The sequence below is a fragment of the Polaribacter uvawellassae genome (genome assembly GCF_039748955.1).
Taxonomy (GTDB): domain Bacteria; phylum Bacteroidota; class Bacteroidia; order Flavobacteriales; family Flavobacteriaceae; genus Polaribacter; species Polaribacter uvawellassae.
Genome location: NZ_JBDIZN010000006.1, coordinates 38716 through 59993, shown reverse-complemented (window position 1 = coordinate 59993; position 21278 = coordinate 38716). Strand labels below are relative to the sequence as shown.

The following is a 21278-nucleotide window of genomic DNA, read 5'->3' as shown; positions in this document are numbered from 1 at the left end:
AAGATTAGGATGGGTTGTTTTTCCTTGGATGAAATTTTTCTACCACATTTTTTAAATACGATTTATCTAAATGTACATAAATTTCTGTAGTTGTAATACTTTCATGCCCAAGCATTTGTTGTATTGCTCTTAAATCTGCACCGCCTTCTAGTAAATGTGTAGCAAATGAATGACGCAATGTATGTGGCCCAATTTTTTTATTCAAATTGATTTTAATTGCCAAATTTTTAATAATCATAAAAATCATTTGACGAGATAAACCTTTTCCTCTTCTGTTTAAAAACAGCGTATCTTCAAATCCTTTTTGAGGAGAAATATGACTTCTGATGTCTTTGATGTAAAAAAGAATATATTTCTGAGTGTTATAGTTTATGGGCGTGTAGCGTTCTTTATTTCCTTTTCCGAGTACTTTTACAAAGCCTTCTTCAAAAAATAAATCAGAAATTTTTAGAGAAATTACTTCGCTAACTCGTAAACCACAACTGTAAATGGTTTCTAAAATAGTTCTGTTTCGTTCTCCTTGTGGATGACTTAAATCAATAGCATTTATTAAATCATTTATTTCATTTACCGATAAAGTATCGGGTAATTTTCTTCCAATTTTTGGAGTTTCAATCAAATCTGTGGGATTGTCAGAACGATAATCTTCAAAAATTAAATAATCAAAAAAATTACGCAAACCAGAAATCACTCTTGATTGTGTTGTTGGTTTTACTTGTTTTGCGATTTCATAAATAAAACGTTGAATGATTCTAATATCAATTTTAATTGGAGAAACCGTAATTTCATTTTCTTCCAAGAAATACATCAATTTTTGAATATCACGCCTGTAACTATCAATCGTGTTTTTAGAAAGACCTCTTTCTATTTTTAAAAACAATTGATAATCTTTAAGTGCGTTTTGCCATTTCATTAGCTAAAAATAAAGTTTATATTTACAACTTTAAAACATTTTATGAAACTAATCATTATAAACGGACCAAACTTAAATTTATTAGGAAAAAGAGAGCCAGAAATTTATGGTTCTGAAACTTTTGAAGCTATTTTTAAAAATCTACAAAATAAATATCAAAAAATAGAATTGTTATATTTTCAATCAAATATAGAAGGTGAAATAATTGATAAATTACACGAAGTTGGTTTTAATTATGATGGGATTATATTAAACGCGGCTGCTTACACACATACATCAGTCGGAATTGGAGACGCAGTAAAAGGTATTGAAACTCCAGTTGTAGAAGTACATATTTCTAATGTTCATGCAAGAGAAGAGTTTAGACATATAAGTTTTATTGCACCAAATGCAAAAGGTGTAATTTCTGGATTTGGAATTAAAAGTTACGAATTAGCAATTGAAAGTTTTTTATAATTCTAATTTCATCTTAATATTTGCTCTTTCGTAATAAACATCTTTTTCTAACTCCACTTCTTTAAATCCTACTTTTTTATATAAAGAAATTGCTGGTTCTAAAATTCTATTAGAATACAACATAATATTTTTCCAACCTTTATTTTTAGAAAAATCGATACAATAATCCATGAGTTGTTGCCCAATTTTTTGTCCGTGATATTTTGGTAGCACCGCCATTTTACTCAACTCAAAGCATTCTTTTTTGTTGATTAATGCAACAGTACCTACAATTTTATTCTTGTAAGTTGCAAAAAAAATAAAGCCTCCTTTATCAATAATATATTCTTGTGGATTGCTCAAAACTTTTTTGTCATAAGGTTCTACATAAAAGTATTTTTGCAGCCATTCTACATTTAAATCATAAAAAATCTTTACAAATTTTTCTTCAAAAGGAATGATAGAAATTTTTATCATGTATTAAATTTTTGCATCTACAATTGCCATCATTTCTTGTTCTAGAGCAATTGCTTTATCATAAATATTTTTTGCGTCAGAAAGAATTTTGTCAGCAAACTCTTTATCTTTTATATCTTTAGCATTGATACGAACATTAAAATATGCCCCAATAACTGCGGTTCTTGCGCATAAAGCTCCAACTCCAGCATCAGATAACGAGTTTTGCAATCCGTTTTTCGCCATTTCTAACATTACTTCCATAGAACTACATGCAGTTTCCATCACTTTAAACGGAATTTCAGTTGCATATTTTGTAGCGTCTTCAATTGCTTTCTTTCTGATGATTATTTCTTCTTCTGTTGATTTTGGTAATCTGAATCCGTCGATAATTTTATTAAAAGCATTGGTGTCTTCATCAACTAAAAACAACAAATCATTTTTATATTTCTGACCTTTTTCTGCCCAATTAGAAAAGTATTTCCATTGATCATCCCAACCAGGTTTGTGCGCAGATAAATTTGCAACCATTGTTCCGAGTGAAACACCTAAGGCTCCAACATAAGCAGCAATACTTCCGCCGCCAGGCGCCATAGATTCTGAAGCTGTTTCTTCGGCAAAATCTTTAACTGTAAAGTCGATTAATTTTTTATCAGCATCAGCATTCATCACGTACTCTATAATTCTTTCTTGCGGATTGAAAGGTTTTAAATCGTCTAATCCAAGGGATTTTATAGCAATTTTTATCTTTTCACTTTCGCTAACTCCCAAAGAACGTTCTTGTTTTTTTAAGAAATGATCTGCAGCATCCAGCATTGCTTGAAGTGGAACCAAACCAACTAATTCTGATCCAGTAACTCTTAATCCACGTTTTGTTGCCGATAAAACAGTTTCTTCAAAAGCTTCGTGCATCGATGTAATACTGATGTTTGTTAAATTGTATGAAATTTGTGCAATTCCATATTCATCAATAAACCAACCAATTCCTTTTACCGCTTTTAATTTTCCAGGAACTCTTTTTGGTTCGCCATTTTTATCCAATACTTTTTTTCCAGTAATAGGATTTCCTTCACGCAAAACTCTTCCAGCTTCTCTAACATCAAAAGCGATTGCATTTGCACGTCTTGTAGAAGTAGAGTTTAAGTTTACGTTATAAGCGATTAAAAAATCACGGGCAGAAATTGCCGTAACTCCAGAAGTAACAGTTTGTTTGTTAAATTCTGATGGTCCAAAGTCTGGTTTCCAGCTTTTATTATTTAGCTTTTCTTTTAAGCCTTCATATTCTCCAGAACGAACCGTTGCTAAATTTTTGCGTTCATCAGAAGTTGCAGCATTTTCGTAAAAATATCCAGAAATCCCTAATTCATCTCCAACTCGCTTTCCTAATTGATGCGCAAACTTTGCAGTTTCTCCCATTGAAATATTTGCAATCGGAACTAACGGACAAACATCAGTTGCGCCAAATCTTGGATGTTCACCAGAATGTTTGCTCATGTCTATTAATTCTGATGCTTTTTTTATCAACCTAAAAGCAGCTTCAATTACATTTTTAGGCTCACCAACAAAAGTAATAACAGTTCTATTCGTTGCTTTTCCAGGATCAATATCAAGTAATTTAACGCCATCAACTTCTTTTACAACGTTTGCGATGGTATTAATTTTATTTAAATCCCGTCCTTCGCTAATATTTGGCACACATTCTATAAGTTGTTTGTTCATTGGTAGTTTTGTTTGTTGAATTCAAAAGTAAAGAAATATCGATTTATAATTAAAGAAGAATTGTAAAAATTTCTTAAGAATTAACTATATTTGCTTTAGATCTCCCCAAAATTTGTTCAATCCCTATATTTTAAGAATGAAGAATGATAAATGGCTTTTTGAAATTACCCCAAAACAAAACTTATTTGACTTAAATTTAAAAGAGCTTTGGAGGTATAGAGATTTATTAATGCTCTTTGTAAAGAGAGATGTTATTACGCTCTATAAGCAAACAATATTAGGGCCTTTATGGTATATTATACAACCTTTATTTACTTCAGTTATTTTTACGCTGGTTTTTAATAATTTAGCTGATATTTCTACGAATGGAATCCCTCCTTTTTTATTCAATTTAGCTGGAATTACAGCTTGGAATTACTTTAAAGATTGTTTAATTAACACATCAGATACATTTAAGAAAAATGAACAAATTTTCGGAAAAGTATATTTTCCAAGAGTAATAATGCCAATGTCTATAATTGTTTCAAATTTATTAAAATTTGGAATTCAATTACTTATCTTTATTGTATTTTACATATATTTTGTTTCTATAAACGCATTAGACTTTAGTTTTTCTTTTGATTTATTATATCTTCCTTTTTTGTTTGTTTCAATGGGGTCTCTAGGTTTAGGTTTAGGAATGATAATATCTTCGATGGTAACAAAATATAGGGATTTAACATTCTTAGTTTCTTTTGGTGTACAATTGCTAATGTATTTGTCTGCGGTTGTTTATCCTGTTGAATTGATTATAGAGAAAGTTCCTAATTATTCTTGGCTAGTTGAATATAATCCTATGACAATTGTTATTGAAAATTTTAGAAAAATTGTTTTTCCTACTATAGATGCTAGAGTTTTACCTATAGATATATTTTATATGTTGTTAATTTCGTTTGTTGTTTTTATACTTGGATTACTTATTTTTAACAAGACTGAAAAAAGTTTTATTGATACAATTTAGGATGAAAGACGATGTAATATTAAAAGTAGAAAATTTATCTAAACAATATCGTTTAGGAATGGTTGGTACAGGAACTATTAGCCATGATTTAAATCGATTTTTTGCAAAAATTAGAGGAAAAGAAGATCCATATTTAAAAATTGGCGAATCTAATGACAGAAGCACTAAAAGTGATTCACAATATGTTTGGGCACTAAAAAATATTAATTTTGAAGTAAAAAGAGGAGAGGTTCTCGGGATTATTGGTAAAAACGGTGCGGGAAAATCTACGCTACTTAAAGTGCTATCTAAAGTTACTGGACCAACTACTGGTTCGATAAAATCTAAAGGAAGAATTGCTTCACTTTTAGAAGTTGGTACGGGTTTTCATCCAGAAATGACAGGTAAAGAAAATATTTTCTTGAATGGTGCTATTTTAGGAATGACCAAAAAAGAAATAGCAGATAAATTAGAGGAAATTGTCTCTTTTTCTGGTTGCGAACGCTATGTTAATACACCTGTAAAACGGTATTCAAGCGGAATGAAAGTTCGCCTTGCTTTCGCTGTTGCAGCTCATTTAGAACCAGATATTTTAATTGTAGATGAAGTGTTGGCTGTTGGTGATGCAGAGTTTCAAAAGAAAGCCATTGGTAAAATGCAAGATATTTCAGGAACAGACGGAAGGACTGTGTTGTTTGTGAGTCATAATATGGCAGCAGTAAAAAGTTTGTGTACCACAGGTATGGTATTAAGAAATGGCGTAACACAATTTGTAGGGGAAATAAATAATGCAGTTACTGAATATTTAAAACAATTTACAGAAGATAAAAGAGAAATTTCAATACCACTAGATGCAAATAATCATGATTTTGCACAATTTATTCATGCCAAAGTAGGTCCTTTAAAGGAACGGGAAAACGGATTAATTTTAGAAGGGGATGCTTTAAAATTAGAATTTGAATTTTTTAAAAAAGAAAAAGGAGAACATATATTAGGAATAACTTTTCATATTCATGATGAATTAGGAAGTTTAGTTTTTGTAAGTTCTTCATTTGAAAAAGAGAATGTTGTAAATGAAGGATATTATAAAGAAGAAGCTATAATACCTGAAAACTTGATGAATGAAGGAGTATATAATATTTCTAGGGTTATTCTTGTTCATAACGGAAGAGGTGTCTGTAGAGTAAAAGATATTTTACAATTTGAAATTATTCCAAAAAATAGAGGTTTTGGATATTCTGGTGGTAAAGAAGGGGTTGTAAAGCCTAAATTAAATTGGAAAAGAATTCATTAAAAAATGAAAAAAATTAATGTAACAAAAACGTTCTTACCGTCCATTGAAGATTATACCTTTCAATTAAATCGAATTTGGGATAAAGCGTGGCTAACTAATAGAGGTCCTTTAGCTTTAGAGTTAGAAACTAAATTAAAAGAGTTTTTAAAAAGTTCAGACTTAATTACTACTACAAATGGCACATTGCCTCTGCAAATAGCTTTAAAAGTTTTAGCTAAAAAAGGAGAGATCATTACCACTCCGTTTAGTTATGTGGCGACAACAGCATCAATTGTTTGGGAAAACTGTACACCTGTTTTTGTTGATATTCACCCAGAATATTTAACCATAGATGAAACTAAAATTGAGTCTGCAATTACAGATAAAACTACTGCAATTTTAGCGACTCATGTTTTTGGAAACCCTTGTAATGTGGAAGTAATTGAAAAAATAGCGCAAAAAAATAATTTAAAAATTATTTATGATGCTGCACATTGTTTTGGTGTAGAATATAAAAATAAATCCATATTTGAATATGGAGATGTAAGTACTTGTAGTTTTCATGCAACAAAAATATTCCATACTGGAGAGGGAGGAGCAATGTTTTGTTCAAATAAAGAGTTATTTAAACAACTTTTTTATAGTCATAATTTTGGTCATAAGAATGAGTTTGAGTTCTTTGGACTTGGTATTAATGGAAAAATTTCTGAATTACAAGCTGCAATGGGGTTAGCTGTGTTGCCAAATATGAGCGTTATACTTAAGGAAAGAAGGAAAGTAATTTCTTTTTATGATGAAAATTTAAATTTTAATCATTTAAGTAAAATTAAGATTAGAAATAATGTTAAATGGAATAATAGTTATTATCCAGTAATTTTTAAAAATGAAAACGCTTTATTACGTTGTAAAGAATTGTTAAATAAAAAAGATATTTTTCCAAGACGTTATTTCTACCCGTCATTAAATTCTTTACCTTATGTTGAAAACGTAAAAATGTCTGTTTCAGAAGATATTTCAAAAAAAGTATTATGCTTGCCCTTATATGTTGGATTATCAGAAGATAATTTAAAGCTTATTTGTTCAATAATTAATATATCTTTTTAATATGAAAATAGCTATAATGCAGCCTTATTTATTTCCATACATTGGGTATTTTCAATTAATTAACACTGTTGATACTTTTGTTATTTATGATGATGTTAATTTTATTAAAAAAGGATACATCAATAGAAACTCAATTTTAGATAATAGTAATAGAATGCTATTCTCTTTCCCATTAATAAAAGCTTCCCAAAATAAAAAAATAAATTCTATTAATATTGATAGTAGTTTAAAATGGAGAGAAAAATTTATAAAATCAATTCAACACAACTATAAAAAAGCACCTTTTTTTAACGAAGTTTTTCCAATAATTGAAGAAATTGTTTTTTATAATCAGAGTGAAAATCTTTCTCATTTTTTAATTAATTCATTAAAGTTAGTGAGTGGATATTTAAACATTGATACAGAATTTATTATTTCTTCTGCTTTGGAGAAAAATAATGATTTAAAAGGAGAAGATAAAATTTTAGAAATCTGTAAAATTTTGAAAGCAGATCAATATATAAACCCTATTGGAGGATTAGACTTATATAAAAAAGATTTTTTTTCAAGGGAAAACATTAAATTAAACTTTCTAAAATCAGAAGAAATTACTTATAAACAGTATAATAATAATTTTATACCTTGGTTGTCAATTATAGATGTTTTGATGTTTAATTCGAAAGAAAATATAGACGAAATTCTAAAAAGTTATAGTTTATTATAATGGAAATTAATTATCAATATAATTTAGGACAGTTATTCGATAGAGTAGCAACAAAAAACCCAGATAACATAGCTGTTAAGTCTATTGATTTTGACAATACAACATTTCAAGAATTAAATAATTTATCAAATAAAATAGCAAATTTTTTAATTTCAAATCATATTAAACGAAATGATGTTGTTGCTTTATTAAACGACAAATCTGCAACCTCTTACTCAATTATGTTGGCCTGTTTAAAAATTGGTGCTATTTATACCAATTTAGATGCAAAAAGCCCATTAGAGAGATTTAATAAAATGATTACAGTTTGCACCCCTAAAATTCTTTTTTATTACAAAGATGATACTTCAGTTATCAATGATTTTGAAAATATAAATATTAAAACGACTGATTATTCTTTGTGTAGTTTTAGTAATCTATTAAATGATTTTTCTGAAACACTGCCCAAAGAAAATAGTGCAGTTTGTTCAAATACACCTGCTTATATTATGTTTACTTCTGGATCGACAGGCTTTCCAAAAGGTGTTGTAATTTCTCATCAAAATGTTATAAATTTTATAAAATGGGCAAAGGAAACTTATCAAATTAAAAAAAATGATGTTTTTACAAACCTAAATCCGATGCACTTTGATAATTCGGTTTTTGATTTTTACGCATCTATATTTAATGCAGCGAGTATTGTACCTGTAAGTGAAAAATTAACACGAAACCCAAGAAAACTATTAGACGAATTAAACAGTGTACAACCTACAATATGGTTTAGTGTACCTTCTATGTTAGTTTATGTTTTAAACATGAGAGCTTTAAAAGAAACAGATTTACCAACTTTAAGAATTGTAACTTTTGGAGGAGAAGGGTTTCCAAAAAATCAGTTAAGAAAATTGTGGAAATTTTGGGGCGATAAAGTTTGTTTTATAAATGTTTATGGTCCAACGGAATGTACCTGTATTTGTTCTTCTTACATAGTTAATGAAAAAGATCTTATAAGCGATGATTTACTTCCTTTAGGATTTTTAGCACCAAATTTTCAAGGATTAATTATAGATGACTCTGGTAACGAAGTAAAAGAAGGCGAAATTGGTGAGTTGTATATTGGAGGTTCAAATGTTGGAATAGGATATTTTAATGAATTGGAGAAAACATCTCAAGTTTTTGTAAAAAATGCAACTATAAATACACATCAAGAAATAGTTTACAAAAGTGGTGATTTGGTGAAATTAGATTTGGAAACAAAAATGTTTCTATTTGCTGGTAGAAAAGATAACCAAATTAAACGAATGGGGTATAGAATAGAATTAGAAGAAATTGAAAATGCTTTAAATATAATAGATGCTATAAAAGAAAGTGCAGTGTTATATATTGATAATGATAAACATAAGTCTAAAATTATAGCGTGTTTAACTTCTAGCTTTGAAAATGATACTGAAATTTCTATGCATTTAAAAAAGTATTTACCTTCGTATATGCTTCCAGATTTGTTTTTTTATTATGATTCATTACCAAAAAATCAAAATGGAAAAATTGATAGATTAAAATTAAAAAAAGACCTTACTTAATGAAAAAACAACTAATTATATTTGGTGCAGGAAAAATTGCAGAAGCTGTAAGTTATTATTTTAATAGAGATTCTGAATATAACATCGTTGCTTATGTAGTCGATGATGTTTTTATTACAACAGAAAATTTTTTAGAAAAACCTTTAGTTAAATTATCAGAAATTGATAAAAAATATCCAGCTACAGAATTTTACGCTTTTGTAGCTACAGGCTACCAAGGTATTAACGAGTTAAGAACTACTAAATACGAGTTTTTAAAAAAATTAAAATACACTTTTGCTAGCTATGTTAGCCCTTATGTAAAAGGAGATTTTAAATTTGGAGAAAATACAATTATTATGGACAATGCTGTTATACAACCTTTTGCAAATTTCGGTAATAATGTTTTTGTTTGGGGGGGAGCCATGATTGGACACCACGCGACAATAGAAGATAATTGTTGGTTAACAGGTGGCTGTTTAATTGGTGGGATTACAAAAATTGGAAATAGTACATTTGTAGGTTTAGGCGCTTCCATTGGAAATGAAATTAATATTGGTGCTGAATGTATGATTGGCGCAGGTACATTAACTACCAAAAGTTTAAAAGATAAATCAGTTTTAATAAAAGAACCTACAGCAATTCATCGATTAAATGCAACACAATTTAAACGAATGTCTTCCTGTTTTAGAAGTTTATAAAAAAAATATGGATAAAGTAAATGAAATATTAGCAGAAGTTCTTAAAATAGACCTTAAGCAAACTACCGAAAATTTAACTATGGACGATGTGGACAATTGGGATTCACTAACTCACATGAGTTTAATTGTAGATATAGAAAGTAATTTAGACATTGAATTGTCTGGTGACGATATTGCAGAAATGACCACTTTTGATGCAATAAGAAAAATTGTAAGTAAATATCTATAAATTTAAATATGGATATAAAGAATACTAATGTTATTATAACTGGTGCAGCTGCTGGTTTCGGTAAAGCGATGAGTTTGCACTTTTTAGCAAAAGGAGCTACTATTTTTGCTTTAGATATTGATGAGGATTCTTTAAGTAGTTTAAGAAAAGAATCTAACTACAAAATTAACGTTTATAAATGTGATGTTTCAAATAACACGGAAGTTGAAGAGGTAATTGAAAATATATTTAAAACGGAGCGAAAAATAAATGTATTAATTAATAACGCAGGCATTATGAAAAATGCGCCGTTGGTTAATTTATTAAATCGCCCTGATGGTAGACATTCTACTGAATTATGGGATAGCGTAATAAAAGTAAATCAAAATTCGGTTTTTTATATGACTCGATCGGTTGTAAATCAAATGATTAAAAACCGAAATAAAGGAGTAATTATAAATATTAGTTCCATTGCCGCAAAAGGTAATATTGGGCAAACCGCTTATTCGGCAACAAAAGCAGCAGTAGAAGCCATGAGTAAAGTATGGTCTAAAGAATTAGGTGTTTTTGGAATACGATCTATGTGTGTGGCGCCAGGTTTTATAAATACCATTGGTGCTCACGATGCTTTAGAAGAAAAAATGCTATCTAATTGGGTAGCTAGAACACCTTTAAGAAGAACTGGTGAAGTGGAAGAAATAGTAAAATCGATTGACTTTATTATTGAAAATGATTTTTTAAACGGTGAAGTTATTCATGTAAATGGAGGATTATCAATATGATAAATTTTGATATTAAAACAGAACGATTAAACTTGTTGACACCAAAACAAGAAGATAAATTCAGGTTTTACGAATTAATGTCAAATAATAATCTTACTGAATTTTTAACTTGGGAAGCACATAAAGATGTGTTAACAACAGAAAAAGTATTAATTTCTTTAAAATTAGCGCAAGAGTCAGACAAAGGTTATCATTGGGCCATACATTTTAAAAATCAAATAGTAGGTTTAATATCTTTAATAGATGTAAAGCGAACAATAAGAACTTGGACAATAAATAAAGCAGAATTGTCTTATTGGATAGCAAAAGATTTTCAAGGAAAAGGCTTTGCTACAGAAGCTTCACAAGCTGTAATTGATTTTGGATTTAAAGAATTAAAATTACATAAAATAATAATAGCGCATGCTAAAGAAAATTATCAATCGAGTAGAATTTGTGAGAAATTAAAATTTGAGCAATTTTCTTACGAAAAAGATGCTTTTTTAAAAGATAAAAAATGGCATGACTTAATTTGGTACCAAAGAATAAATAAATAAAAGAAATGAAAGTAAAAAATATTTCCATATACAAATGTCCATTAACTGGATGCAAATTAGAGTTTATTGAAAATTCAGAAACAGTTATAAAAGAAGGTAAAATAATTGAAGGTATTTTATTTTCTAAAGAAGCAAATAGAAACTATAGTATAAGAAATGGTTGTGTAGATTTTATAACACCAGAACAAGAAATAAAAGGAGCTGCTTTTGCTAGAGAGTATTATTCTCAAATAGCTAAAACTTATGATGAAAATGTTCATATAACTTTTGAATTATATAAAGAAGATGAACTAGAGGTTAGAACAAGCATGATTGATTTGTTAAATTTATCTCCAGAACATAAAATTTTAGAAGTTTCTGCCGGAACGGGTAAGGATTCTGAACTGATTTCAAAAAGATTAGGAGCTAAAGGAGGACATTGGATTTTAGATATTTCTCCAGACATGTTAGCTTTTAATATGGAAAGAATGAAAGATGTTGATATACCTACGGAACACATTGTTGCTAGTGCTTGTGAATTACCTTTTGAGGACAATAGTTTTGATGCTCTTTATTGTTTTGCAGGTGTTGGACATTTTCCTGATTTACCAAAAGGTTTAAAAGAAATGGCTAGAGTTGTAAAACCAGGTGGAAAAGTAGTTTTTTCTGAAAAAAATGTGCCTGAATGGTTAAAAGAAACTACTTATGGTAAGATATGTGTAAACAACAACCCAATGTTTAATGACCCTGTACCTTTAAAACATATACCTGTGGAGGCTAGAAATGTTGGTGTTAGATGGATTAATGGAAATGTTCATTATGTATTCGACTATACAGTTGGAGAAGGTGAGCCAGAAGGTAATTTTGATATGGAATTACCTGGTCATCGAGGAGGTACTTTTAACTCTAGATACTATGGTAAATTAGAAGGTGTTACTAATGAAACAAAAAAGCTAGCTATTGAAGCAAGAAAGAAATTAGGTATATCAATGCATCAATGGTTAAATGAATTGATAAAAAATGAATCAGAAAAAATATTAAATAAATAGATATGTTTAATTGGGATAAATTAGGGAGAGTGTTTGAAGTAGATGAAAATTATTCTTGGATGAATAGTCATACTACTCCGATTGCAGTTTTATATATCGATAATGTTATTAGAGTTTATTTCAGCACTCGTTCTAAAATTGATAAAAAAGGGAACTTTATATCAAATTCCTCATATATTGATTTAGACAAAAACGATCCAACAAAAATTATTTATATCCATGATAAACCGCTTTTTGATTTAGGAGATTTTGGTGCTTTTGATGAATTTGGTGTTATGGTTACTGATGTAGTCCATTACAAAGATAAAGTATATTTATATTACGCTGGCTGGCAAAGATTAGGGGGAGACACAGCAGCTTATCAGGTTATGCTAGGGTTAGGAGTTTCAACTGACAATGGAAAAACTTTTAGCAAAATATCAAAAGGTCCAATAATGAGTGTAGATTATTATGACCATATTTCTATAGGAAATGTTGGTGTTATTGTTGAGAATGATGATTGGAAATTGTATTATACTAATTTAACTCAATGGGTTTTGTCTGGAAAAAAGCCAACTTATGAATATGAAATAAAATATGCAACATCAAAAGATGGAATATTTTGGAATAAAACAAATAAAGTTGTTATCGGTGTAGAAAATAGATTTGGCGCTGCTACACCTACGATTCATAAAATAAATAACAATTATCATATGTGGTTTGGTTATCGTAAAGCTTATGATAAAGAGGATAAAGTAGGTGGTTACAGAATGGGTTATGCTAGTTCTAAAGATGGTGTTAAATGGTTAAGGAATGATGATATTTCAAGTATTAAAACGTCAGATAAAGGTTGGGATTCAGAAATGGTTTGTTATCCTGATGTAGTAAAAGTAGATGATAATTACTATATGTTTTATTGTGGGAATGGATTTGGAAAAGAGGGTTTTGGAGTAGCAAAATTAGTTTTATAGTATAAAATGAATAATGAAAATTACGTTTTAGTTTCTGTACATATAATATGCTATAATCAAGAGCCGTATTTAAGAAGTTGCATCGAGAGTATTTTAAATCAAGTTTGTAATTTTAAATATGAAATTTTAATTGCTGATGATTTTTCAACAGATGGAACAATTAAAATAATTGATGAGTATTCTTATAAGAACAAAAATATTATTAAACCATTTTATTCAAAAGAAAACAATGGTGCTTTAAAAAATCATTTGAGATTGTTTTCTGAAAGTAAAGGAAAATACATTGCACTTTGTGAAGGGGATGATTATTGGACAGATCCTAGTAAATTACAAATGCAAGTCGATTTTTTAGAAGCGAATGAAGACTTTCATATTTGTCATTCTGATGTGATTTTTATTGATGAAAATAATACACAAATTGAAAAAAAATTCAAACGTTGGAGGTATAAGCACGATGTTTTAGATTATAGAGCAGCAATTTTTGAAGTGATAACATTTACATGCACAACAATGTTTAGAAATGACATTAATTTAAATATATCTAGTCGTCAACAAGTAGAAGGTGCCAGTCATTTGTGGTTATTATTAGCATTAAAAGGAAAAGTAAAATTTTTAAAGGAAAAAACAGCTGCATATAGAGTTGGCGTAGGTGTTTCTAAAGATGCTATTTGGCATAAAATATTTTATAAAAAAGCTTATTTTATTTTTAGAAAAATTTCGTTAAAAAATAGTTTTAAGATGAATATTTGGTTATTTAGAGGTTCCATTTATTATCTATTAGTTAAATTGTCTTTTGATTTAAATATTTATAAATTAAGGCAAATAGCAAGAAAATTTAGATACAACAAAATTTATGTGGATTAGTTTATATTATTGGAAAGCAAACAATAAATCATTGAAAGAGAATTTTGGTGATTTATTATCTAAATATATTGTAGAAAAGATATCTAATAAAAAAGTTATCCATGTAGATCCTACAAATAGATGGGTTCGAAATTTAGGTATTAAACATTATTTAGCAATTGGTAGTATTATAAATAAAGCTACAAAAAAAAGTATAGTTTGGGGTAGTGGTATAATAAAAAAAGACCAAAACATAAGAGAAAGTAATTTTGTTGCTGTAAGAGGGCCAAAAACAAGTAAAAGAATTGAAGAACTTGGTTATGAAACTACTTATATTTATGGTGATCCTGGTATATTAAGCAACTTGTTTTATAGAAAAGAAATCAAAAAAAAATACAAATATGGAATTATACCACATTATGTAGACTATAAAGAAATCAAAAAAAAATATAGCAAAAATAATTCGACTTTAGTAATAGATTTAATGTGCAGTAATGTTGAAGATATTTTTGAAAAGGTTAAGAGTTGTGAATTTGTTTTTACTACATCTTTACATGGAGTTATTATTTCTCATTGTTTTAATATACCAGCATTATGGATTAAATTTAGTGATAAATTGGCAGGAGACAATGTTAAATTTTACGATTATTTTGAATCTGTAGGTTTGCAATATCCTATTGTTGAATTTAGTTCAAGCACCTATGAACTTGAAGATTTAATAAATGTAATGAATAAAAATAATGCAATTACAAAACCCAAGAAAGGTGTTATAAGCAAATTACAAAAAAACCTTATCATAGCATGTCCTTTTATAAAAGAGAAAAGAAAAACGAAATTATTACTACTTATTAATTAGTAAAAGGTTTATTTATGTTTATTTTAATTAAAAAATGGTAATATAATTTTTATGAGAATTGGAACAAATCCTGAAAAGGATAAAAAAATAAAAATTAATTATAAACAGCATCGAGTTATAATACCAGTTTATATCCCAGATTCTAATGAAAAATATTTTAAAAACCTATTTGATGTATTTAAAGTTTCCATAAATTCTTTAATTAAAACAACAAACTCTAAACAAACTAATATTACAATTATAAATAATAATTGCAACAAAGATGTTACAACATACATAGATAATTTACTGGAAGAAAAAAAAATAGATAAACATCTAAAAATGGCAAGTAATTATGGAAAACTATATACCATTTTATCTGAAGCTAAAGCTAGTTACGAAGAATTAATTACCATTGCAGATGCAGATGTATATTATTTTAATAATTGGTTTAAAGAATCAGTCGATATTTTTAACACTTTTGCTAAAGTTGGTTTGGTTGCACCATTACCAATGCCAGAGTTGGCATATTATTCTAACAACTCTCTCTTCACAAAAGAACTATTTAATATAAAAAAAAGTAAAATAGTTTCAGATATAGACTTTAAACTATTTAAAAAAAGTTTAGGTTTTAAAGAAGTAGATATTGATAGTATTGTTTTTAAAGATCAATTATTTTTAAAAAAGAATGATGTTGTTGCTGTTGTTGGAGGAGGACATTTTGTGGCAACGTACAGAAAAACAGTTTTAGATAATTTAGAAAATAAAAAACCAATTTATGTTTTTAAAAATAGAGATGAAAAAGATTTTTTAGATGAACCTATTGATAAATTAGGATATTATAGAGTTTCTACAGTAAAAACTTTTGCTTATCATTTAGGCAATTCAATACCAGATTGGATACAGGATAACAATAACATCCAAGAGAAAAACAGAATACACTTTAAACAGTATCAGTTAAAAAAAACATTTATTCCATATTTTCTAAAAAAAGTAATAACAAAATTGTATAAAAAACTTAGAAAATAGTTGAATTTTAATAATGTGTGGTTAAAAATCTATTTTTAATTTCTTATGAATAAAAAAATACTAATTGTATTTGGTACAAGGCCGGAAGCAATCAAAATGGCTCCAGTTGTAAAAAGCATAATAGCTAATGATAATTTTGTTGCTAAAATTTGTGTTACTTCTCAACACAGACAAATGCTGGATCAGGTTTTAGATTTTTTTAAAATTATACCAGATTATGATTTGAATTTAATGAAGCCAAATCAATCTTTAAATGAATTATCTTCTAGAATTCTTTCAAAAATTGATGTAGTTTTAAAAGATTTCAATCCAGATTTAGTTTTGGTTCATGGAGATACTACAACAAGTAGTATGGTTGCATTAGCAGCGTTTCATAAACAAATAAAAATTGGTCATATAGAAGCAGGTTTACGAACTTATGACAAAACGGCCCCGTTTCCAGAAGAAATAAATAGACAAATAACAGGTAGATTAGCAGACTTCCACTTCTCTCCAACACAAAAATCTGCGGATAATTTAATCATCACAGAAAAAGTTAATAAAAAAAATGTATTTATTACTGGTAATACAGTTATTGATGCATTATTATGGGGAATTAATCATGTTGATGAAAATAGAAATGAAATAGTAGATTTAAAAAAGAAAATAGACGTTAATAAAAAACTTATTTTAATTACAGGGCATCGAAGAGAGAATTTTGGTGATAAATTTATTGAGTTTTGCGAAGCACTTTTACAGCTGTCAAAGAGAGATGATGTTCAGCTAATATATCCAGTTCACTTAAATCCAAATGTACAAGATGTTGTTTATAAAATGTTATCAGAAAATAAAAACATTTTATTAATTAACCCTTTAGACTATGAAGTTTTTATATGGTTGATGAATCAGTCATATTTTATCATAACAGATAGTGGTGGCGTACAAGAAGAAGCTCCAACTTTAGGAAAACCAGTTTTAGTTACTAGAGATGTTACAGAAAGACAAGAAGCAGTAAAAACAGGAGTTGTAAAACTCGTCGGAACAAATAAAAATACAATTTTAGAAAATTCTTATAATCTTTTAGATTCTAAAGAACTGTATGCTAAAATGAGTTCTAAAGAAAATCCTTATGGAGATGGAAAAGCTGCTAAAAAAATAATTGAAATAATAAAAGGTTTATGAATGTTTTAGTTTTAGTTGAATCTTTAAGAATTAATGAAACATCATCAGGTATAGTTTCATCCACTTTTTTGAAAGCTTTATCACATAATAAAGATATTAATATTACTTGTATTTATGATAAGGCTTTTAATTACGATATAACTTGGTTAGATGCAAGTAGTTTTATAAAGTTAAACAAAACAACATTTAAAGAAAAATCTTATGTAAGAAAAATACCTAAATTAAATGGCTTAATAACAGCTATTAATGGCGTTAATTCTATTGTGAAAAATGAAATTAATAATTGGGTAAAAGCTATAGATATTCAGTTAAAAGAAAATGATTTTGATTTAATAATTACACTTGGTTCAGGAAGTGAATTTTACCCGCATTATGCAATGTTGAATATGAGAACGTCTATAAAATGGTTAGCAAATTTTCATGACCCTTATCCAATGTCTGTGTATCCAGAACCTTATAAGAAAAAAAGAAATATTTTTTTAAAATGGCAAGAACATTATGCAAATAGAATAATTAAAAAAGCAGATTTTGTTTCTTTTCCTTCCCTTTATTTAAAAAAATTAATGCAAGAAAAGTATCACTTTGAAAACAGTAAATCAATTATTTTGCCTCACATTGGTATTACATTAGATAATTTACCAACTTCAAAAAAAGATAACGAAGTTCAGTTGCCTGAAAATAAATTTAATCTTTTACATGCAGGTACTTTATTAGGCCCTAGAAAGGTTGAATCACTTTTTAATGCTTTTCAAACATTTTTATCTTCAAGTAAAGAAAAAGAAGAACTATCAATTTTAAACGTACTAGGAAAAGTAGCAAAGGAACATAAAAATATAAATGAGATTGTAACAAAATTCCCGAATAATTTTAATATAATAACTAAAAGAGTTGGTTATAAAAAAAGTTTAGAGTTAATAGAAAAAGCTAGTATTTCTTTAATTATTGAAGCTGATGCTGAATTTAGCCCTTTTATGCCTGGGAAATTAGCAGATTTAATTTATTTAGAAAAACCTATATTAGCATTAACTCCAAAAAAATCTGAAACTATAAGAATTCTTGGAAGTAATCATCCTTATCAAGCAAGAATTAATGATGAAAATGAAATTTTAAGAGTTTTAAACTTGTTATGGAATGATTGGAGAGCCAATAAATTGAACGATTTAGATTATAAAAGTCAGAAAGAATATATTTCTGCAGAAAAGCTAAATGAAAATATAAACAAAATAATTAAATGTACATCATAGCAGAAATAGCGCAAGCTCACGATGGTAGTTTAGGAATGGCACACGCTTATATTGATGCTGTTGCTAAAACAGGTTGTGATGCAATAAAATTTCAAACCCACATTGCAGCTGCAGAAAGTAGCACTTACGAACCTTTTCGTGTTAAATTTTCCAAACAAGATAAAACTCGTTTTGATTATTGGAAAAGAATGGAGTTTACTTTAGAACAATGGAAAGAAATTAAGCAACATTGCGATGAAGTTGGATTGGAATTTATGAGTTCGCCATTTAGTAATGCAGCGGTTGATTTATTAGAGGAAGTAGGAGTAAAACGATATAAAATCGGTTCTGGTGAAGTAAATAATTTTGTGTTATTAGAAAAAATTGCTCAAACTGGTAAGCCTGTAATTATTTCTTCAGGAATGAGTTCTTATGATGAATTAGACAAAACAGTTTCCTTTTTAAAAAGCAGAAATGTTTCATATTCTATTTTGCAATGCACAACGGCATATCCAACAAAACCAACCGAATTCGGGCTTAATATAATTCAAGAATTAAAAAGCAGATACAATGTTTCGGTTGGGTTTTCAGATCATTCATCAACAATAGAAACCTGTATTGCTGCTACAACTTTAGGTGCAGAAATTTTAGAATTTCATGTAGTTTTTGATAAAGAAATGTTTGGGCCAGATGCAAAAGCATCCTTAACAATTGAAGAAACTACTAAATTGATAAAAGCGGTTAAAAATATAGAAACAGCTTTAAAAAATCCGATTGATAAAAATGATAGTACTAAATTTTCGGATTTAAAACAAATTTTTGAAAAGTCACTAGCAATTAATAAAGATTTAAAAAAAGGACACAGCATCACTTTTTCGGATTTAGAAACTAAAAAGCCAAAAGGATATGGTATTTTAGCAAGTGAATATGAAAGTGTTTTAGGGAAAAAACTCAATAAGGATTTAAGTCAATGGAGTTTTTTAAATGATAAAGATGTAATATAATAAAAATGTCCATAAAAAAAATATGTGTAGTAGTTACCGCAAGGCCTTCTTATAGCCGTGTTAAAACAGCTTTAACAGCAATCAAAAATCATCCAAAATTAGAACTTCAATTAGTAATTGCTGGCTCAGCTTTATTAGGTCGTTATGGAAATGCTGTGGATTTTATAGAAAAAGATGGTTTTGAAATTGCAGAGAAAGTTTTTATGATTTTAGAAGGAGAAAATCCAACTTCAATGGCAAAAACAACAGGTTTAGGTGTAATGGAATTGGCAAATGTATTTTACAAATTACAACCAGATGCAGTAATTACAATTGCAGATCGTTTTGAAACAATTTCTACAAGTATTGCAGCTTCTTACCAGAATATTCCATTAATTCATATTCAAGGTGGAGAAGTTACTGGAAACATTGATGAAAAAGTACGTCATGCAAATACAAAATTAGCAGATTTACATTTAGTTGCTTCTGAGGATGCTAAAAAACGTGTTTTAAAAATGGGTGAAAACCCAGAAATGGTATTTAACACCGGTTGTCCGTCTATAGATTTAGCAAAAGAAATAAAAGAAGATTCAAAATTAGATTTTAACCCAATTGAAAAATATGGTGGAGTTGGAGAAGTTATTGATTGGGAAAAAGGATATTTAGTGGTGATGCAACATCCTGTAACCACAGAGTATAACTCAGCCAGAAAAGATGTTTTAAAAACGTTGGAAGCAATTCACGAATTAAATATTCCTACATTTTGGTTTTGGCCAAATGTTGATGCAGGATCTGATGGAACATCCAACGGAATACGATATTTTAGAGAAACTGTAAAACCAAAAAACATTCACTTCTTTAAAAACATGGAACCGAATGATTTTTTACGATTATTAGTTAATAGTAAATGTTTAATTGGTAATTCTAGTGTTGGAATTAGAGAGTGTTCTTATTTAGGTGTGCCAGTTGTAAATATAGGAACTCGTCAAAATAGAAGACAAAGAGGTTCTAATGTTTTAGATACTATTTACGATAAAGGTGAAATTATAAAAGCAATACAGAACAGAATTTCATCAAAAAATATAGTTTCAGAGAATATTTATGGAAATGGAAATTCAGGAGAAAAAATTGCTGATATTATTGCAGCTACGCAACTAGATTTTCATAAAACAATAATGTATTAGTGAAAATATTAGCTATTATACCAGCAAGAGGAGGTTCTAAAGGCGTTCCAAGAAAGAATATTAAATTATTAGTAGGAAAACCTTTGCTTGAATATACTTCTGCTGTTGCATTAAAATCTTCTTTATTGTCAAAAACTATTGTTAGTACAGATGATGATGAAATTATTTCAGTTGCAAAAACCTTAGGAATAGAAACTCCTTTTAAAAGACCTGTAGATTTAGCTTCTGATAGCGCTTCTTCTTTAGCAGTCATTCTTCATGCTTTAGAGCATTTTGAATCGAAAGATATTTTTTTTGATGCAGTTTGTTTGTTACAAGTAACAAGTCCTTTTAGAACGGTTGAATTTTTAGACAAAGCAATTCAAGAATTTATAAAAAGTGGAGCCGATTCGTTAATTTCTGTACAAGAAGTTCCGCATGAATACAATCCACACTGGTGTTTTGAATTAGATGACACTGAAAGTTTAAAAATAGCTACAGGAGAAACTGAAATTATAAGTAGAAGACAAGATTTACCTAAAGCGTTTCATAGAGATGGCAGTATTTACATCACTAAAACAAAAATATTAAAAGAAAAAAAATCGTTATTTGGAGATAAAATATCGCACATAGTTTCACCAAAAGAGTTTTATGTAAATATTGATACAATGGATGATTGGAAAAAAGCTGAAGAATTGGTAAAACATTTAAAATTTTAA

At 28.4% G+C, this 21278-nt stretch carries 23 protein-coding genes; 20 read left to right on the top strand and 3 right to left on the bottom strand.

Going from position 1 to position 21278, the window contains the following annotated elements:
- Window positions 1–4: 4 nt before the first annotated feature.
- Window positions 5–913 (bottom strand): site-specific tyrosine recombinase XerD, encoded by a 909-nt coding sequence (xerD, locus tag ABDX67_RS11930; protein ID WP_347175262.1) that lies wholly within the window; start codon window positions 911–913, stop codon window positions 5–7.
- Between the two features lie 42 nt (window positions 914–955).
- Between xerD and aroQ the strand changes: the two genes are divergently transcribed.
- The gene (aroQ, locus tag ABDX67_RS11925) at window positions 956–1369 is read left to right on the top strand and encodes a type II 3-dehydroquinate dehydratase (protein ID WP_347175261.1); all 414 of its coding nucleotides are present in this window, start codon (window positions 956–958) and stop codon (window positions 1367–1369) included.
- On the opposite strand, the gene ABDX67_RS11920 is transcribed toward aroQ, so the two are convergent.
- Window positions 1364–1825, bottom strand: a complete 462-nt coding sequence (locus ABDX67_RS11920; RefSeq protein ID WP_347175260.1) for a GNAT family N-acetyltransferase — start codon at window positions 1823–1825, stop codon at window positions 1364–1366. The two genes, aroQ and ABDX67_RS11920, sit on opposite strands and share 6 nt — an antisense overlap.
- Window positions 1826–1828: 3 nt before the next feature.
- Window positions 1829–3523, bottom strand: a complete 1695-nt coding sequence (gene ftcD / locus ABDX67_RS11915) for a glutamate formimidoyltransferase (RefSeq protein WP_347175259.1) — start codon at window positions 3521–3523, stop codon at window positions 1829–1831.
- Between the two features lie 136 nt (window positions 3524–3659).
- Here ftcD and ABDX67_RS11910 point away from each other — a divergent pair, with 136 nt between their 5' ends.
- Genes ABDX67_RS11910 through ABDX67_RS11820 form a run of 19 tightly spaced genes read left to right on the top strand, consistent with a single transcriptional unit; the run spans window position 3660 to window position 21278 of the window.
- The gene (locus tag ABDX67_RS11910) at window positions 3660–4523 is read left to right on the top strand and encodes an ABC transporter permease (RefSeq protein ID WP_347175258.1); all 864 of its coding nucleotides are present in this window, start codon (window positions 3660–3662) and stop codon (window positions 4521–4523) included.
- Between the two features lies 1 nt (window position 4524).
- A complete protein-coding gene (locus tag ABDX67_RS11905; RefSeq protein WP_347175257.1) occupies window positions 4525–5796 on the top strand; it encodes an ABC transporter ATP-binding protein in 1272 nt (423 codons plus the stop codon).
- Window positions 5797–5799: 3 nt separating this feature from the next.
- The gene (locus tag ABDX67_RS11900; protein WP_347175256.1) at window positions 5800–6879 is read left to right on the top strand and encodes a DegT/DnrJ/EryC1/StrS family aminotransferase; all 1080 of its coding nucleotides are present in this window, start codon (window positions 5800–5802) and stop codon (window positions 6877–6879) included.
- A 1-nt stretch (window position 6880) separates the two neighbouring features.
- Complete coding sequence (locus ABDX67_RS11895) at window positions 6881–7582, top strand: WbqC family protein (RefSeq protein WP_347175255.1); 702 nt, start codon at window positions 6881–6883, stop codon at window positions 7580–7582.
- The gene (locus ABDX67_RS11890) at window positions 7582–9138 is read left to right on the top strand and encodes an amino acid adenylation domain-containing protein (RefSeq protein WP_347175254.1); all 1557 of its coding nucleotides are present in this window, start codon (window positions 7582–7584) and stop codon (window positions 9136–9138) included. The genes ABDX67_RS11895 and ABDX67_RS11890 overlap by 1 nt, the downstream gene beginning before the upstream one ends.
- Window positions 9138–9818, top strand: coding sequence for an acetyltransferase (locus ABDX67_RS11885; protein WP_347175253.1), 681 nt, complete (start codon window positions 9138–9140; stop codon window positions 9816–9818). Before ABDX67_RS11890 ends, ABDX67_RS11885 begins: the two co-directional genes overlap by 1 nt.
- Window positions 9819–9825: 7 nt before the next feature.
- A complete protein-coding gene (locus ABDX67_RS11880) occupies window positions 9826–10047 on the top strand; it encodes an acyl carrier protein (RefSeq protein WP_347175252.1) in 222 nt (73 codons plus the stop codon).
- An 8-nt stretch (window positions 10048–10055) separates the two neighbouring features.
- Window positions 10056–10808, top strand: a complete 753-nt coding sequence (locus ABDX67_RS11875; protein ID WP_347175251.1) for an SDR family oxidoreductase — start codon at window positions 10056–10058, stop codon at window positions 10806–10808.
- Window positions 10805–11344, top strand: a complete 540-nt coding sequence (locus ABDX67_RS11870) for a GNAT family N-acetyltransferase (protein ID WP_347175250.1) — start codon at window positions 10805–10807, stop codon at window positions 11342–11344. The genes ABDX67_RS11875 and ABDX67_RS11870 overlap by 4 nt, the downstream gene beginning before the upstream one ends.
- A gap of 5 nt (window positions 11345–11349) precedes the next feature.
- Window positions 11350–12372, top strand: a complete 1023-nt coding sequence (locus ABDX67_RS11865; RefSeq protein ID WP_347175249.1) for a class I SAM-dependent methyltransferase — start codon at window positions 11350–11352, stop codon at window positions 12370–12372.
- A gap of 2 nt (window positions 12373–12374) precedes the next feature.
- Entirely contained in the window at window positions 12375–13322 is a 948-nt protein-coding gene (locus tag ABDX67_RS11860) for a glycoside hydrolase family protein (RefSeq protein ID WP_347175248.1), read from the top strand.
- Window positions 13323–13328: 6 nt separating this feature from the next.
- On the top strand, window positions 13329–14186 hold the full coding sequence (locus ABDX67_RS11855; RefSeq protein WP_347175247.1) for a glycosyltransferase: 858 nt from the start codon (window positions 13329–13331) through the stop codon (window positions 14184–14186).
- A gap of 31 nt (window positions 14187–14217) precedes the next feature.
- Entirely contained in the window at window positions 14218–15021 is an 804-nt protein-coding gene (locus tag ABDX67_RS11850) for a polysaccharide pyruvyl transferase family protein (RefSeq protein WP_347175246.1), read from the top strand.
- A 51-nt stretch (window positions 15022–15072) separates the two neighbouring features.
- Window positions 15073–16029 carry a hypothetical protein gene (locus ABDX67_RS11845; protein ID WP_347175245.1) on the top strand — a complete coding sequence of 319 codons (957 nt, stop codon included), beginning with the start codon at window positions 15073–15075 and terminating at the stop codon, window positions 16027–16029.
- Between the two features lie 45 nt (window positions 16030–16074).
- On the top strand, window positions 16075–17190 hold the full coding sequence (gene wecB / locus ABDX67_RS11840) for a non-hydrolyzing UDP-N-acetylglucosamine 2-epimerase (RefSeq protein ID WP_347175244.1): 1116 nt from the start codon (window positions 16075–16077) through the stop codon (window positions 17188–17190).
- On the top strand, window positions 17187–18434 hold the full coding sequence (locus ABDX67_RS11835; protein WP_347175243.1) for a glycosyltransferase: 1248 nt from the start codon (window positions 17187–17189) through the stop codon (window positions 18432–18434). The genes wecB and ABDX67_RS11835 overlap by 4 nt, the downstream gene beginning before the upstream one ends.
- Window positions 18422–19417: an N-acetylneuraminate synthase family protein gene (locus ABDX67_RS11830; protein ID WP_347175242.1), complete on the top strand. Its 996-nt coding sequence runs from the start codon at window positions 18422–18424 to the stop codon at window positions 19415–19417. The genes ABDX67_RS11835 and ABDX67_RS11830 overlap by 13 nt, the downstream gene beginning before the upstream one ends.
- Window positions 19418–19422: 5 nt before the next feature.
- On the top strand, window positions 19423–20580 hold the full coding sequence (gene neuC, locus ABDX67_RS11825) for a UDP-N-acetylglucosamine 2-epimerase (RefSeq protein ID WP_347175241.1): 1158 nt from the start codon (window positions 19423–19425) through the stop codon (window positions 20578–20580).
- Window positions 20580–21278 carry an acylneuraminate cytidylyltransferase family protein gene (locus ABDX67_RS11820; protein ID WP_347175240.1) on the top strand — a complete coding sequence of 233 codons (699 nt, stop codon included), beginning with the start codon at window positions 20580–20582 and terminating at the stop codon, window positions 21276–21278. The genes neuC and ABDX67_RS11820 overlap by 1 nt, the downstream gene beginning before the upstream one ends.

Bases quoted from the DNA above. Each gene is read 5' to 3' on its own strand.
- ABDX67_RS11905 (WP_347175257.1), top strand. From the start codon at position 4,525: ATGAAAGACGATGTAATATTAAAAGTAGAAAATTTATCTAAACAATAT.
- ABDX67_RS11870 (WP_347175250.1), top strand. From the start codon at position 10,805: ATGATAAATTTTGATATTAAAACAGAACGATTAAACTTGTTGACACCA.
- ABDX67_RS11910 (WP_347175258.1), top strand. From the start codon at position 3,660: ATGAAGAATGATAAATGGCTTTTTGAAATTACCCCAAAACAAAACTTA.
- ABDX67_RS11860 (WP_347175248.1), top strand. From the start codon at position 12,375: ATGTTTAATTGGGATAAATTAGGGAGAGTGTTTGAAGTAGATGAAAAT.
- ABDX67_RS11855 (WP_347175247.1), top strand. From the start codon at position 13,329: ATGAATAATGAAAATTACGTTTTAGTTTCTGTACATATAATATGCTAT.
- ABDX67_RS11865 (WP_347175249.1), top strand. From the start codon at position 11,350: ATGAAAGTAAAAAATATTTCCATATACAAATGTCCATTAACTGGATGC.
- ABDX67_RS11835 (WP_347175243.1), top strand. From the start codon at position 17,187: ATGAATGTTTTAGTTTTAGTTGAATCTTTAAGAATTAATGAAACATCA.
- ABDX67_RS11875 (WP_347175251.1), top strand. From the start codon at position 10,056: ATGGATATAAAGAATACTAATGTTATTATAACTGGTGCAGCTGCTGGT.
- ABDX67_RS11845 (WP_347175245.1), top strand. From the start codon at position 15,073: ATGAGAATTGGAACAAATCCTGAAAAGGATAAAAAAATAAAAATTAAT.
- xerD (WP_347175262.1), bottom strand. From the start codon at position 913: ATGAAATGGCAAAACGCACTTAAAGATTATCAATTGTTTTTAAAAATA.
- ABDX67_RS11920 (WP_347175260.1), bottom strand. From the start codon at position 1,825: ATGATAAAAATTTCTATCATTCCTTTTGAAGAAAAATTTGTAAAGATT.
- wecB (WP_347175244.1), top strand. From the start codon at position 16,075: ATGAATAAAAAAATACTAATTGTATTTGGTACAAGGCCGGAAGCAATC.
- ABDX67_RS11890 (WP_347175254.1), top strand. From the start codon at position 7,582: ATGGAAATTAATTATCAATATAATTTAGGACAGTTATTCGATAGAGTA.
- ABDX67_RS11880 (WP_347175252.1), top strand. From the start codon at position 9,826: ATGGATAAAGTAAATGAAATATTAGCAGAAGTTCTTAAAATAGACCTT.
- ftcD (WP_347175259.1), bottom strand. From the start codon at position 3,523: ATGAACAAACAACTTATAGAATGTGTGCCAAATATTAGCGAAGGACGG.
- ABDX67_RS11830 (WP_347175242.1), top strand. From the start codon at position 18,422: ATGTACATCATAGCAGAAATAGCGCAAGCTCACGATGGTAGTTTAGGA.
- neuC (WP_347175241.1), top strand. From the start codon at position 19,423: ATGTCCATAAAAAAAATATGTGTAGTAGTTACCGCAAGGCCTTCTTAT.
- ABDX67_RS11900 (WP_347175256.1), top strand. From the start codon at position 5,800: ATGAAAAAAATTAATGTAACAAAAACGTTCTTACCGTCCATTGAAGAT.
- ABDX67_RS11895 (WP_347175255.1), top strand. From the start codon at position 6,881: ATGAAAATAGCTATAATGCAGCCTTATTTATTTCCATACATTGGGTAT.
- ABDX67_RS11885 (WP_347175253.1), top strand. From the start codon at position 9,138: ATGAAAAAACAACTAATTATATTTGGTGCAGGAAAAATTGCAGAAGCT.
- aroQ (WP_347175261.1), top strand. From the start codon at position 956: ATGAAACTAATCATTATAAACGGACCAAACTTAAATTTATTAGGAAAA.